Annotated in this window: 11 protein-coding genes and 1 pseudogene; 4 read left to right on the forward strand and 8 right to left on the reverse strand. The window is 60.3% G+C overall.

Annotation, left to right across the window (positions count from 1 at the left end):
* Positions 1–23: 23 nt before the first annotated feature.
* On the forward strand, positions 24–614 hold the full coding sequence (gene sigX / locus PMI29_RS18625; protein WP_081501652.1) for an RNA polymerase sigma factor SigX: 591 nt from the start codon (positions 24–26) through the stop codon (positions 612–614).
* A 107-nt stretch (positions 615–721) separates the two neighbouring features.
* On the forward strand, positions 722–1,768 hold the full coding sequence (locus PMI29_RS18620; RefSeq protein WP_007996723.1) for an OmpA family protein: 1,047 nt from the start codon (positions 722–724) through the stop codon (positions 1,766–1,768).
* A gap of 75 nt (positions 1,769–1,843) precedes the next feature.
* Here PMI29_RS18620 and cobA read toward each other — a convergent pair whose 3' ends face one another.
* From cobA to PMI29_RS18580, 8 genes are all read right to left on the reverse strand, one after another.
* Positions 1,844–2,629, reverse strand: coding sequence for a uroporphyrinogen-III C-methyltransferase (cobA, locus tag PMI29_RS18615; RefSeq protein ID WP_007996724.1), 786 nt, complete (start codon positions 2,627–2,629; stop codon positions 1,844–1,846).
* Between the two features lie 10 nt (positions 2,630–2,639).
* Complete coding sequence (locus PMI29_RS18610; RefSeq protein ID WP_007996725.1) at positions 2,640–5,357, reverse strand: nitrate reductase; 2,718 nt, start codon at positions 5,355–5,357, stop codon at positions 2,640–2,642.
* On the reverse strand, positions 5,357–5,674 hold the full coding sequence (nirD, locus tag PMI29_RS18605) for a nitrite reductase small subunit NirD (protein ID WP_007996726.1): 318 nt from the start codon (positions 5,672–5,674) through the stop codon (positions 5,357–5,359). The genes PMI29_RS18610 and nirD overlap by 1 nt, the downstream gene beginning before the upstream one ends.
* Positions 5,671–8,124, reverse strand: a complete 2,454-nt coding sequence (gene nirB, locus PMI29_RS18600) for a nitrite reductase large subunit NirB (RefSeq protein WP_007996728.1) — start codon at positions 8,122–8,124, stop codon at positions 5,671–5,673. The genes nirD and nirB overlap by 4 nt, the downstream gene beginning before the upstream one ends.
* Before the next feature lie 290 nt (positions 8,125–8,414).
* Positions 8,415–10,082 (reverse strand): bifunctional protein-serine/threonine kinase/phosphatase, encoded by a 1,668-nt coding sequence (locus PMI29_RS18595; RefSeq protein ID WP_007996730.1) that lies wholly within the window; start codon positions 10,080–10,082, stop codon positions 8,415–8,417.
* Between the two features lie 7 nt (positions 10,083–10,089).
* Entirely contained in the window at positions 10,090–11,301 is a 1,212-nt protein-coding gene (locus PMI29_RS18590; RefSeq protein ID WP_007996731.1) for a nitrate/nitrite transporter, read from the reverse strand.
* A 338-nt stretch (positions 11,302–11,639) separates the two neighbouring features.
* Entirely contained in the window at positions 11,640–12,215 is a 576-nt protein-coding gene (locus tag PMI29_RS18585) for an ANTAR domain-containing response regulator (RefSeq protein ID WP_007996734.1), read from the reverse strand.
* A gap of 15 nt (positions 12,216–12,230) precedes the next feature.
* Positions 12,231–13,442, reverse strand: coding sequence for a CmpA/NrtA family ABC transporter substrate-binding protein (locus PMI29_RS18580; protein WP_007996736.1), 1,212 nt, complete (start codon positions 13,440–13,442; stop codon positions 12,231–12,233).
* Between the two features lie 175 nt (positions 13,443–13,617).
* Between PMI29_RS18580 and PMI29_RS18575 the strand changes: the two genes are divergently transcribed.
* Together PMI29_RS18575 and PMI29_RS18570 are read left to right on the forward strand one after the other, a co-directional pair.
* Positions 13,618–14,400: a helix-turn-helix domain-containing protein gene (locus PMI29_RS18575; RefSeq protein WP_007996738.1), complete on the forward strand. Its 783-nt coding sequence runs from the start codon at positions 13,618–13,620 to the stop codon at positions 14,398–14,400.
* Positions 14,401–14,404: 4 nt separating this feature from the next.
* Positions 14,405–14,854: pseudogene (locus PMI29_RS18570) on the forward strand (type III secretion system outer membrane ring subunit SctC); the annotation flags it as partial.

The following is a 14,854-nucleotide window of genomic DNA, read 5'->3' on the forward strand; positions in this document are numbered from 1 at the left end:
CCTGACTGTCGGCCCGACTTGTTTTGAATAAAACCCAATCGCTATCCATGCGCTACGACCCCCGCGAGCTCTCTGATGAGGAGTTGGTCGCGCGCTCGCATACCGAACTGTTTCACGTAACACGCGCCTATGAAGAACTGATGCGGCGTTACCAGCGAACATTATTTAACGTGTGTGCACGGTATCTCGGGAACGATCGCGATGCAGACGATGTCTGTCAGGAGGTCATGTTGAAGGTGCTGTATGGCCTGAAGAACTTCGAAGGTAAATCGAAGTTCAAGACATGGCTATATAGCATCACGTACAACGAGTGCATCACACAGTATCGGAAGGAACGGCGAAAGCGTCGCTTGATGGACGCATTGAGTCTTGACCCCCTTGAGGAAGCGTCCGAAGAAAAGGCGCCGAAACCTGAGGAAAAGGGTGGACTTGATCGCTGGTTAGTGTATGTGAACCCGATTGACCGGGAAATTCTGGTGCTACGTTTTGTCGCAGAGCTGGAGTTTCAGGAGATCGCAGACATCATGCATATGGGTTTGAGTGCAACAAAAATGCGGTACAAACGCGCTCTAGATAAATTGCGTGAGAAATTTGCAGGCATTGCTGAAACTTAGTTCAGCGCAAATATCTCTTACGTGTAGGCAAGTTCTGTTAGACTTGCCGCCGAGTTGTCCCCCGGTTTGCGGGACTGCTTCACAATCACCAGATGGGGATTTAACGGATGAAACTGAAAAACACCTTGGGCTTGGCCATTGGTACTCTTATTGCCGCTACTTCGTTCGGCGCACTGGCACAAGGCCAAGGCGCAGTTGAAGGCGAGCTCAACTACGGGAAAAAGTACAACGACAGCATTAACAATGTTGAAGACGGCTACACTCCTGGCGCCTCCATCGGTTACTTCTTGACCGACGACGTATCGTTGAACTTGACCTACAACAACGATGACCACACCCGTTCGAACAACAACACCGGCAACCAGAAAATCGAGGGCGACCAGTTCGGTCTGAACGCTCAGTACCACTTCAACAACGCTGGCGACGCTCTGCGTCCTTACGTTCAAGGTGGTGTCAAGCACGGCAGCATGACCAACGTAGCCGCTGACGGCCACACCGGTCGTGACCAGTCGACTTTCCTGACTGCTGGCGCTGGCCTGAAGTACTACTTCCTCGAAAACGTCTACGCTCGTGCTGGCGTAGAAGCTGACTACAAGCTGGACAACGGCCGTTGGGACTACATCCCGTCCGTAGGTCTGGGTGTGAACTTCGGTGGCGGCAACAAGCCTGCTGCTGCTCCGGTTCCAGCACCAGAAGTCTGCTCCGACAGCGACAACGATGGCGTTTGCGACAACGTTGACAAGTGCCCTGACACCCCGGCCAACGTAACTGTTGACGCTGATGGCTGCCCAGCTGTTGCTGAAGTTGTTCGTGTAGAGCTGGACGTGAAGTTCGACTTCGACAAGTCGGTAGTCAAGCCAAACAGCTACGGCGACATCAAGAACCTGGCTGACTTCATGAAGCAGTACCCATCGACCACCACTACTGTTGAAGGTCACACTGACAACGTCGGTCCTGACGCTTACAACCAGAAACTGTCCGAGCGTCGTGCAAACGCCGTTAAGCAAGTTCTGACCAACCAGTACGGTGTTGAGTCGTCCCGCGTTCAGTCCGTTGGCTACGGCGAATCCCGCCCAGTTGCTGACAACAAAACTGAAGCTGGTCGCGCTGTTAACCGTCGCGTAGAAGCGCAGGTTGAAGCTCAAGCTAAGTAATTAGCTCGCAGCTCTGAGAAAAGCCCGGCTCAGGCCGGGCTTTTCTTTGTCTGCGATTTGGTGAGGAGGGACGCGTCAGGCACGTTGAAGTCCAACATTCATGTCGACGAATAGAGCCTCTTCGCGAGCAGACTCGCTCCCACAGGAGGGGATGGCGTTGGCTGCGACTGCGCCGATCACCAGAATGGCAGGGCTTTTCAGCTGGAATCCGCAGGCAGCTTCATCCATCGCTGTGAGTGTGCTCCGACATTCCCGCTGATGGGGCAAGGACGCGTTTTCAATCATGGCCACGGGCGTATCCGCCAACATGCCGCCGGCCAATAGCTGCTCACGGATTTCACCCAGCTTGGCCACTCCCATGTAAATCACCAGCGTCGTTCCGCCTTGGGCCAGTGCCTGCCAGTTCAATTGGCTGTTGTCCTGGGTATGTGCGGTGACCAGCGTTACACCGCGGGCTACACCCCGCAAGGTCAGCGGAATATCGCACTGCGTTGCCCCCGCCAGTCCGGCCGTGATGCCGTTGACCAGTTCGGCTTCGACCCCGTGCTCACGTAACCACTGCGCCTCTTCGCCACCGCGGCCGAAAATGCACGGATCGCCACCCTTGAGCCGCGCCACGCATTTACCCTGCCGGGCATAACGAAGCATCAGGCGATGGATGAACGCTTGCGGGGTGGAGCGGCAGCCGCCGCGCTTGCCCACCGGGATGATCCGCGCTCCGGGGCAATGCTCGAGTACCGCGACATTGACCAGATCATCGATCAGCACCACATCAGCCTCGCGCAAGGCACGTACTGCTTTCAACGTGAGCAACTCCGGATCACCCGGGCCCGCACCCACCAGCCAGACTTTTGCACTCATAGTGTTTTCCTCACGAGATGACGGTGATCGGCCGCGCCTTGGCAGCCAGCAGGCGTTTGATTTCCGGAACGCAGGACCCGCATTGCGTGCCGCAACCCAGTTCCTGTTTCAGTCCCTGCAAGTCCAGGCCACGGCTGATGCCGACGCAGATCGCGTTCTGGCTGACGTTCTTGCAATTGCACAGGGTTTTGTTGGCGTTGACAGGCGCATCGAGGTTGCCCGGTGGTGCGCTGAGCGGCGCAAGCAACCAGCGTCGCAGTTGCTCGTCCGCGCGACCTTCGAGCCACAGACCCTGCAACCAGTGTTGGGCAAGGGTTTCTCCGGCCAGTCGGATGGCAGTGATCCGGCCATTTTCGATTCGCACCCGTTTGCCAATGGCTCGTCGTGGGTCGTCGTAAGCCAGTACCGGGCCGTCATTGAGTTCCAGGTTTCTATCGATTTCGCTTAGCAGCTCTGCTGAAGGTGCTGAAGTGTTGGCAACCCGTACAAGCAGTGCAGGGCGCTCACGACCAACCAGGCTAAGGCTGACGTAGGAAAACGCCTCACAGAGCGGTCGTAGCGCCTCAAAGTGCTGTTGAACATCACCTTCGATCAGTGCGAATAGTTTCCAGGGCAAATCCACCGGTTCCAGGCGTACACCGCTGTGTTTAAGCTCGGGCTGTTTCGACAGGGGATCGAATGCGGGCAAGGTGAGGCTGTTCACCCCGCCCTTGAGAAAACGGTCGCCCCAATGCATCGGTAAAAAGGCCTGGCCAGGACGCACACTGTCATCGCTGGCGACCGCAACGATGACTGCGCCGCGCCGGCTTTTCAGGCTGACCAGATCCCCCGGCTGCAAGCGATGACGGCGCAATTCATCCGGGTGCAGGCTCAACTGCGCTTCGCTGACATGGCCGAACAGTTGCGCGGCGGTGCCGGTGCGGCTCATGCCGTGCCATTGGTCGCGCAGGCGGCCGGTGATCAGGGTCAGCGGGAAGCGTGCATCGCGTTGCTCTTTGGCGGCGCGGTACGGATCGGCCACGAACTGCGCGCGCCCATTGGCCGTGGCAAATATCCCGTCGACGTACAGCCGGGCCGTGCCTTTAACGGCACCCGTAGGGAAGGGCCACTGCTGCGGGCCGAGACGATCGATCAGCGTATGGCTGATACCGGACAGATCCAGATCGCGACCGCGAGTCAGTTGTTTGTATTCATCGAAGACTTGAGCGGGGTTATCAAATTCAAACAGGCTGGTTTGACCGGGACGCAGGTATTTCTCCAGGCGTTGTGCGAAATCTACGGTGATTGCCCAGTCCGGCCGTGCCTCACCCGGTGCGACGATGGCCTGGCGTACGTGGGAAATGCGCCGTTCGGAATTGGTTACGCAGCCTTCTTTTTCACCCCAACTGGCGGCGGGCAGCAGCAGGTCGGCGAACTTCGTCGTTTCAGTGGTGCAAAAGGCTTCCTGCAACACCACGAACGGGCAGGCTTGCAAGGCTGCGCGCACGGCCGTCTGGTCCGGCATGGATTGCGCAGGGTTGGTGCAGGCGATCCACAACGCCTTGATATTACCGCTGCGTACTTGCTCGAACAGCTCGATCGCCGTGAGCCCGGCATTTTCCGGCAGTTGCTCGACGCCCCAATAAGACGCCACTTGCGCACGGTGTTGCGCATTGGCGGCATCACGATGGCCGGGCAGCAGGTTGGACAAACTGCCGGTTTCCCGCCCGCCCATGGCATTTGGCTGACCGGTGAGGGAGAAAGGTCCGGCGCCAGGACGACCGATCTGCCCGGTGGCCAGGTGCAGATTGATCAATGCACTGTTTTTCGCGCTGCCGGCGGTGGACTGATTAAGCCCCATGCACCATAGCGACAGGAAGCTCGGTGATGTGCCGATCCATTCGGCACATTCCTGCAATTGCCCGATGCTGATTCCGCAGAGCTGCGAAACCATTTGCGGCGTGTAGTCACGCACCAGGCTTTTCAGCTCGGCCAGACCTTCGGTGTGGTCCCTGATGAAGTCACGATCGATCCAGTCTTCCCACAACAGCAGATGCAAAATCCCATGGAACAAGGCGACATCGGTGCCGGGCAAGATCGCCAGGTGCAGGTCAGCCAGATCGCAGGTATCTGTACGACGTGGGTCAATGACGATGACCTTCATTTGCGGTCGGCGGGATTTGGCTTCTTCCAGTCGGCGAAACAGTACGGGGTGGGCGTAGGCCATGTTGCTGCCGACGATCATCACGCAATCGCTCAACTCCAGGTCTTCGTAGCTGCAGGGCGGCGCGTCGGCGCCCAGGCTGCGCTTGTAGCCGACCACAGCCGACGACATGCACAGCCGCGAATTGCTGTCGATGTTATTGGTGCCCACCAGCGCCCGAGCCAGTTTGTTGAAGGCGTAGTAGTCCTCGGTCAGCAACTGCCCGGAAATGTAGAACGCCACGCTGTCCGGGCCATGCTCGGCAATGGTTTGGGCGAAAACGCTGGCGGCGTGATCAAGCGCGGTATCCCAGTCGGTGCGGCTACGCGCCAGGCCTTTGCCCAGGCGCAGTTCCGGGTATAGCACCCTTGCCGTCAAGTCGCCGGTCAAATGCAGGGTTGATCCCTTGCTGCACAATTTGCCGAAATTGGCCGGGTGCGCCGGATCGCCGCTGACGCCGAGGATGCGCTCACCGTCATGCTCGATCAGCACGCCGCAGCCGACCCCGCAGTAACAGCAGGTGGACGCTGTGATCTGGCGGTCCATCAGCCTGCATCCCGCAGGGCCAGCATCACCCGGCCATTTTCCACTCGGGCGAGATGGTGGTGGGCGCAGCCAATATCCGGGGCCTGGGCTTCGCCGCTTTCCAGGTCGATTTGCCAGTTGTGCAGCGGGCAGGCCACCCGTTTGCCGTAGATCAGACCTTGGGACAGCGGCCCGCCCTTGTGCGGGCAACGGTCGTCGAGGGCGAACACTTCGTCGTCGCTGGTACGAAAAATCGCGATGTCACCCTTAGGGCCGGCGATGATCCGCGAGCCCAGGGCATTGATCTCTTCCAGTGCGCAGATATCCAGCCAGTTCATGCCAGCGCCTCCAGGTTTTTCACGGGGATGACATCGAATTCTTTCTTGAGCTGTGGCTGTTCCAGGCGTTCTTTCCACGGATCCTGTTCGAATGACAGGGAGAATTGCAGGTGATCATTGAGCGCCTTGCGACGCTCCGGGTCCTCAAGCACGGCTTTCTTGATATGGTCCATGCCAACCCGCTGCAGGTAGTGCACGGTGCGTTCGAGGTAGAAGGCTTCTTCGCGATACAGTTGCAGGAATGCACCGTTGTATTCGCGGACTTCTTCGGCGGTTTTCAGTTTGACGAAGAATTCCGCGACCTCGGTCTTGATCCCGCCGTTGCCACCGATATACATCTCCCAGCCGGAGTCCACGCCGATAATTCCCACATCCTTGATGCCGGCTTCCGAGCAGTTGCGCGGGCAGCCGGAGACAGCCAGCTTCACCTTGTGCGGCGACCACATGTTGAACAGGTCATGTTCCAGTTCGATGCCCAACTGTGTGGAGTTCTGCGTGCCAAAGCGGCAGAACTCACTGCCGACGCAGGTTTTCACTGTGCGGATGGATTTGCCGTAGGCGTGGCCGGACGGCATGTCCAGGTCCTTCCACACCCCCGGCAGGTCCTGCTTGCGGATGCCCAACAAGTCGATGCGCTGACCGCCGGTGACCTTGACCATCGGCACGTTGTACTTGTCGGCAACGTCGGCAATGCGCCGCAGTTCCGAGGGATTGGTCACACCGCCCCACATCCGCGGGACTACCGAGTAGGTGCCGTCTTTCTGAATGTTGGCGTGAGCCCTTTCGTTGATCAGGCGCGATTGCGGATCGTCCCTGGCTTCCCCCGGCCAGGTGGAGATCAGGTAGTAGTTGAGCGCCGGCCGGCAGGTGGCGCAGCCGTTGGGTGTGCGCCAGTTCAGGTAGCTCATGGTGCCGGCGATGGTCAGCAGGTGCTGCTCGCGTATGGCCTGGCGGATTTGCCCGTGGTTGAGGTCGCTGCAGCCGCAGATGGCCTTTTCGCTTTTCGGTTTGACATCCGCCGCGCCGCCCACGGTGTTGATCAGGATCTGTTCGACGAGGCCGGCGCAGGAACCGCAGGAACTGGCAGCCTTGGTGTGTTTCTTGACGTCGTCGACACTGAACAGCCCGTGTTCCTGAATGGCCTTGACGATGGTGCCTTTGCACACACCGTTGCAACCGCAGACTTCGGCCGTGTCGGCCATGCTCATGGCTTTGTCCTGGCCTTGATGTCCTACGTCGCCAAGCGCATTTTCACCGAACATCAAGTGATCGCGGATCTCACTGATGGCATGGTTTTCACGGATCTGCCGGAAATACCAGCCGCCATCTGCCGTATCGCCATACAGACAGGCGCCGACCAGCACGTCGTCCTTGATCACCAGTTTCTTGTAGACCCCGCCGATCGGGTCCGAAAGGGTAATAGTCTCGGTGCCTTCACCGCCCATGAAGTCGCCGGCGGAAAACAGGTCGATGCCAGTGACCTTCAGTTTGGTCGAGGTCACCGACCCCTTGTAAGTGGCAAAACCGAGTTGCGCGAGGTGGTTGGCGCAGACTTTGGCCTGTTCGAACAGCGGCGCCACCAGACCATAGGCGATGCCGCGGTGGCTGGCACATTCACCGATGGCATAGATCCGTGGGTCGTAGGTTTGCAGTGTGTCGTTGACCAGAATCCCGCGGCTGCACGGAATGCCGGATTTCTCCGCCAGTTCGGTATTGGGGCGAATACCGGCAGCCATCACTACCAGGTCAGCGGGGATGATGTCGCCGTTCTTGAATTGCACCGAACCGACCCGGCCGTTGCCCGCGTCGTGTAAGGCCTGGGTCTGCTCGCACAGGCGAAAGTGCAGGCCGCGAGATTCCAGGGCGCTTTGCAGTAGCTGGCCGCTGGTCTTGTCCAGTTGCCGCTCCAGCAACCACTCGCCGATATGCACCACGGTGACGTGCATGCCGCGCAGCATCAGGCCGTTGGCGGCTTCGAGGCCGAGCAGGCCGCCACCGATCACCACGGCGTGCCGGTGGGTTTTTGCGGTGTCGATCATGGCCTGGGTGTCGGCGATGTCGCGGTAGCCGATCACGCCCTCAAGGGTGTTGCCGGGAATGGGCAGGATGAAAGGCGTCGAGCCGGTGGCGATCAGCAGGCGATCGTATTCGGCTTCGCTGCCGTCTTCGGCAATCACCCGGCGCTTGACCCGGTCGATCTCCACCACCTTGCGGTTGAGCAGCAGCTTGATGTTGTTTTCCAGGTACCAGTCCAGGTCGTTGAGCACGATTTCTTCGAAGGTCTGTTCGCCTGCCAGCACCGGCGACAACAGGATGCGGTTGTAGTTGGTGTGCGGCTCGGCACCGAAGACCGTGATGTCGTACAGCTCCGTGCTCAGTTTGAGCAGCTCTTCCAGGGTCCGGACCCCGGCCATGCCGTTGCCGATCATCACCAGTTTTAGTTTTTTCATCAGGTTCTCCGGGGAGCTCAGGCCTGCCTCATCAGGGTTCAGGCCATGCTCGACAAATTTTGCGCAAACAAAAAAAGGCGTCCCGCCAGTTGCCTAGCGAGGACACCTTTGTCCTGGTCCCGTTCTCTCGGGAAGTGCAACCTTCGTCGTTGAAGCCTGCGCTGTATGTTTGTTGAAAGAGGTAATGCAGTGGTTATGCCAAGTCGCTCAAATCCCGTGTTTGTTGGCTTTTTTCTCGTTCGCAAGGGCAGAACCGTGAGGGATTGCACCGATTCAAGGCGCGTTGCCCGCTAATGGAGCGTAACCACCAGCAGCGCCAGATTGAGCAGCAACGAAACCAGCGCCAATGTCCGCCAGACCTTCAGCGGTTCACGCTCCAGCAACGGCTTGGGGCGCACATTCAAACTGTGGCGTTCGCCCTGCTCGATCAGCAGTAACCATTCTTCCGCCGTTTCGAAACGCTGGTCGGGGGCCGCCGCCACGGCGCGCTCCAGGTTATGGGCGATCCAGTCCGGCAGGTCGGGCCGGTAGCGGCTGGCGTTGACCGGGAGGCCAAACCGCGGGCGCTGGAACGCTTCGATTTCGCCATAGGGATAGTGCCCGGTGAGCAGGAAATACAAGGTCACACCGACGGCGTACAAGTCCTGCTGTGGCGTCGGCACATCGCCGCGAAAGGCTTCTGGCGCGATGTAACTGGGTGTACCCGGCAGAGCCCAGGGCAGATCTTGCGAGAGACCGGGGCAGTAGGCGAGGCCGAAATCCAGCAGGCGCAACTCGCCATCGTCCCCCAGCAACAGGTTTTCCGGTTTGATATCGCGATGCAGAATCTGCCGTCGATGCAACAGACCGACCGCTCGCAACAAACGTTCGGCGATGTCTTGCCACTGGGGTAGCGGCAACGGTCCGCTTTGTTCATGTCGTTGGGCCAGGGTCGCGCCCGAATATTCACGCATCACGTAGTACAAATGCTGACGCTGACTGGCGGCATGGACTTCAGGAAAATGTCGACCGGCCACGCGTTTGAGAAACCACTCTTCCGACAGTAACGCTTGCCCGGCCTGGTGATCGTCGTGCAGACGCCCTGGCAGGGTTTTCAGCAGCCAGGGTTGTTGCTGACTGTCGCGCACGCGATAGAGCAGCGATTGCTGGCTCTGCGCGACGATCCCCTCGACCTGCCAGCCCTCGAACGCCTGACCCGGTTTCAGGGCTGGCGGCAGTGGCCATTGCTGCAAGTGAATCAACGCATCGCCAATGCTCGCTTCACCGAGGGCATCGACCCGCACCAGCAAGGCGCTGGCGTTGTCCTGACTGCCCGCCAGGTGCGCGGCGTTGACCAGGGTTTGCGCAGCGCTGCGCAAGTCCGGTTGATCACGCAGGATCGCCGCAATGGCGGTATCGCCCAGGACGGCCCAGATGCCGTCGCTGAGCAGAACGAAGCTTTCATCGAGGCGCAACTCACCGTCGAGAAAATCCAGCACCAGGTGTTGATCAAGCCCCAGCGCCCGTTTCAGTACATGCTGCATGCCCGGCTGGTCCCAGACGTGATCCTCGCTGATTCGCTGCAATCGATCGGCGTGCCAGCGATACACCCGACAATCGCCGACATGGGCCAGGGTAAAACGCCGGCCGCGCAGGACCAGCGCACTGAGGGTGGTCAGCAGCGGTTGCCCGCCGCCATTGGCCTGTAACCAGCGGTTCTGTGCCAGCAACAGACGATCAAGTGCCTGTGCGACGCTCCAGGTTTCCGGCGTGGCGTAGTAATCCAGCGCCAGGGCCTGCAGCGTCGAACGGGCCGCCAGGCCGCCATCGGCGCACTGGCTGACGCCGTCGGCGATGGCGAACAGGTAACCCTTGCTCGCGGCCAGCGCCGGAGCCGGCGTGACCAGGCGCAGGGCATCCTGATTTTCCTCGCGAGGACCAATGGCGCTGGCTTCGGCGAAACTCAGTTGCAGGCTCATCGAGGTGTCAGACCCGCGCAGCCGTCACGGCGGCCGAACCCCAGGTGGTTCTCCAGCGGCGTTTTACGCCGTGCAGGCCGAACCAGGCCAGAACGCCGAGGCTGGCGAACAACCACAGTGCCAGTTGATAGCTGCCGGTGCTTTGCTTGATCGCGCCCATGCCGGCCGCGAGGGCAAAACCACCGATGCCACCCGCCATGCCGATCAGGCCGGTCATCACGCCGATTTCCCGACGAAAACGCTGCGGCACCAACTGGAATACCGCGCCATTGCCTGCACCCAAACCGAGCATGGTGCAGACGAAAAGTGCCAGCGCGGCGTAGGAACTCGGCAGGTTGAAACCGACCACGGCAATGCAGATCGCCGCGACGGTGTACATCGCCAGCAGGGTTCGAATGCCGCCGAAGCGGTCAGCCAGCGCGCCGCCCAAGGGTCGCATCAGGCTGCCGCCAAACACGCAGGCGGCGGTGTAGTAGCCGGCAGTCACCGGGCTCAATCCGTACTGGTCGTTGAAATAACCGGGCAGGGCGCTGGCCAGGCCGATGAAACCGCCGAATGTCACGCTGTAGAAAAACATGAACCACCAGCTGTCACGATCGCCCAGGGCCTTGAAGTAGTCGGCCATGGATTTGGCTTTTGGCCGCTCGGGGGCGTTTTTGGCCAGCCAGGCGAAGACGATCAGGGTCAGGACCAGCGGAATCAGGGCGAAACCGAACACGTTGCTCCAGCCAAATGCCGCCGCCAGCACCGGGGCGATCAATGCGGCGAACACCGTGCCCGAGTTTCCCGCGCCGGCGATACCCATGGCCTTGCCTTGATGCTGCGGCGGATACCATTGCGATGCCAAGGGCAGGGCAACGGCGAAAGACGCGCCGGCCATGCCGAGGAACAGTCCCAGCAGCAACGCTTGTTCGTAGCTGTGGATACCAAGTTTCCAGGCGCCGAACAGGGCGCAGATCACGATGACCTGGCCTATCAGCCCGGCGGTTTTGGGCGACAGGCGATCAGCCAGCATCCCCATCACGAAGCGCAACACCGCCCCGGCCAGAATGGGCGTGGCGACCACCAGCCCGCGTTGCTGCGTCGTCAGGTGCAGGTCGGCGGCGATCTGCACCGCCAAGGGTCCGAGCAGGTACCAGACCATGAAGCTCAGGTCGAAATAGAGGAAAGCTGCGAACAATGTGGGGGTATGGCCGGATTTCCAGAAGCTTGAATTCATCGCGCACCTCAGCTGTGAAGAGTCTCGGAAGGAGTCATGAGCTTGCAGGTGGGGCGCCGTTACGGCCGCACCACCGGCCCCGTGCTGTGGGGCCAAAACGAAAAAACGCCGCCACCCGATCCGCCAAGGGCAAATGAGGTGAGCGACGTCTTTGTCGTAGGTGGGGCAACCGCCGTTGGTTACCTGTGGTGATTACTTAGCCAGATCTGTGCCAACACTCGAAATCGAGTCGCTGCCATCGCGAGCAAGCTCGCTCCCACAGGTGATTTGTGTTCGACGCCATTCCCCTGTGGGAGCGAGCTTGCTCGCGATGGCGTCCTCACAGGCACCACAGGACTTCAGCCAAGCAACTCGCTCATGGCAATAATCTGTTCCGCCACTTGAATCAGCTTCTGCTGTCGGCTCATCGCCTGGCGACGCATCAGGGTGTAGGCCTCTTCCTCGTTGCAGCTCTTCATTTTCATCAGCAGCCCTTTGGCCAGTTCGATGCGCTTGCGCTCGGCCAATTGCTGGTCGCGGGCATGCAACTGGGCACGCAAGGCCTGATCGCTTTCGAAGCGCGCCATGGCCACATCGAGAATCGGCTGCAGGCGTTGTGCGTGAATGCCTTCGACGATGTAGGCACTGACCCCGGACTTGATCGCCTGTCGCATCACATCGGGGTCGTGTTCGTCCGTGAACATCACAATCGGTCGTGGCTGGTCGCGAGTCACCAGCACCACTTGTTCCATGACATCGCGCCCCGGTGACTCGGTATCGATCAGAATCACGTCCGGACGCACCGTTTCGACGCGTTCGGGCAAGTCGATGGTCAGGCCGGATTCGTCGATCACTTCGAATCCGGCCTCGGTCAGGGCGGCCTTCAGGCGTCCGACTTTTTTGGCGGTATCGTTGATCAGCAGGATACGCAGCATGTTCGTGGTCTCCTGTCAGCGGCTGGCGGATCGGTGCGAGCTGTCGCTCATGGCGTGCAGTTTGAAACTGCGGGCATAGCCGGTCGGGTCCGAACCGTCCCAGATTTTACCGTCGATCAACTGACTGCTGCGCATTTGCTCGGCTGACGAATCGACGCCGACGGCACTGGCGGCCTCTCGATAGAGGTCCAATTGCTGGACCTGCCGGGCCACCGCGAGATAGTCCGGGTCATCGCGCAACAAACCCCAGCGGCGGAACTGGGTCATGAACCACATGCCGTCGGACAGGTACGGCAGGTTGACCTCGCCATCCCCGTGCAGGCGCAGCGCGTGCGGGTCGTGCCAGTGATGGCCAAGGCCGTCGGCGTATTCGCCCAGCAGGCGCGGTTCAATGCAGTCCAGTGGCGCGTCAAGGTACTGCGTGGCACTGAGCAATTGCGCGGTGCTGCGGCGATTCTCGGTGCTTTCTTCGATGAAGCGGCTGGCTTCCAGGACCGCCATCACCAATGCCCGGGCGGTATTGGGGTATTGCTCGACGAACGCACGGGTGCAGCCGAGGACTTTTTCCGGATGATCGGGCCAGATGGTCTGGGTCGTGGCCAGGGTGAAACCTAGGTCCTGCTGCACCGCGCTGGCGGACCAGGGTTCGCCGACGCAGAACCCGTCGATACGCCCGGCTCGCAGGTGCGCGACCATTTGCGGTGGCGGCACCACCACGCTGTCGACATCCAGCAGCGGGTGAATGCCCTGGCTGGCGAGCCAGTAATACAACCACATGGCGTGGGTGCCGGTTGGAAACGTCTGGGCGAAGGTGAGTTTTGGGCGAGTTTGGTGCACGCGTCGATCCAGTGCTTCAGGACTGGTCACTCCAAGCGCCTGCAAGCCGCGGGACAGGTTGATGCTCTGGCCGTTCTGATTCAGGCCCATCAACACGGCCATGTCAGTCGCGGCCACGCCACCGATGCCCAGGTGAACGGCGTAAATCAGGCCATAGAGGCTGTGGGCTGCATCGAGTTCGCCGCTGACCAATTGGTCCCGCAGGCTGGCCCAGGACGACTGGCGCTTGAGGTTCAGAGTCAAGCCGTGGGGTTGGGCGAAGCCCTGGGTGGCGGCGACCACCACTGAGGCGCAGTCGCTCAGGGCCATGAAGCCGAGATTGATTTCGGTTTTTTCCGGGGCATCGCTGCCATTGACCCAAGCCAGAGGGCCGGCTGACGGTTCGTTCATCGCGTGTTCACCTTGCAAAAAAAAGCGTCGTCCCCTCCCTTGCACGCGCAAGGCCGGATGACGACGCCATTGTCCTTGCACACATTCCGCCGTTGGTCCGGGTGCTGATGCCTGAGAGGGTGCAAGGCATATGCCATCGCCGGTTCATCAGCTTTACATCAGGATTCATCGCGCCATGTCTTTCATCCTGCCGGCCGTTAATCGTCAGGCCGCAAAGGAGGTTGGCGTGCAAATCCAATCACTACACGCCACCGTTCTGCCTGATGCTCGTTGCAGCGAGCGGGTGCTGCATGTGCGGGTCAGCGAATCCCCTGTGTATCTGGCTTCGGCGCAGTGCCCGCGGGTCTGTCTGCCGGTCGGTTGGGAAGGGCTGATTGCAACGAGTGATACATTCGAGCTGAGCGGCGGCGTACAGACCCTGCCGGTTGCCGAAGCGCTGCTGGTGAAATTGCAAGTGTTCATCGATCTGGGAAACACGCTGGTTGATCAACGACCCAGCCCGACATCCTGGGCGGCGTTGCCGGTGGCGTACCCCACCGTGTGGTCCGGGCGGGCGCTTGAGCGCTGGTACATCGAACAGGCCATGGTCGGGGGTATGGCTTACCAGACCTTCGCCGGCGTGCTGCGTCATACCGAGAGTTACGGACTTGTGCGCTTCCTGCTGGAGCAGGGCACCCACAGCGAAAAGCTGAGCACCCTGGCCCAGCGTTATGGCGTTTCTGTGTCGCACTTCCGTCGACTGTGCCGGCAGGCGCTAGGCACGGCGGCCAAGCCTGCATTGCGCGGCTGGCGCGCGGCCAGGGCGCTGTTGAACATGAGCCTGCAGGACGGCTCCCTGACGGATGTCGCGCTGGAATTGGGTTTTGCCTCTTCTTCGCATTTCTCCAAGGAAATCCGTGATCTGGTTGGCTTCACGCCCAGTAGCCTGGCCGACATAACCTACCTCCCAGGCAAGTGAGCCAATGAACCGCCGATTGTTTTCATTATTTGTTTTGCCGTTCTGGTTAGGCGCCCTGTTGTCGCTGGTGCCGCTTGCCGCGCGCGCCGATGCCGACGGCTATGTGGCTCGCGAACAGAGCGTGCGCACATTCTTCAGCGAGTTGTCCGGACCCTTGGGCAAACCTGTCATCGTCAGCAAGACTGCCGCCGCCAAACGGATTTCCGGTGCCTTCGATCTGCGTTCGCCGCAGCGGACTTTTGAACGGGTCAGCGCGCAAATGGGGCTTATCTGGTATAGCGATGGCCAGGCGATTTATCTGTATGACGCGTCGGAAGTCAAAAGCTCGATGATGTCGCTGCAGACCCTGACAGTCACTCGACTTCAGGCGTTCCTTGAGCGTTCCGGGTTGCACGATGCACGTTATCCATTGCGCCATGACGGCTTGCGCACTTTTCACGTGTCGGGCCCGCCG

It is taken from the genome of Pseudomonas sp. GM49 (assembly GCF_000282355.1).
Taxonomy (GTDB): Bacteria; Pseudomonadota; Gammaproteobacteria; order Pseudomonadales; family Pseudomonadaceae; genus Aquipseudomonas.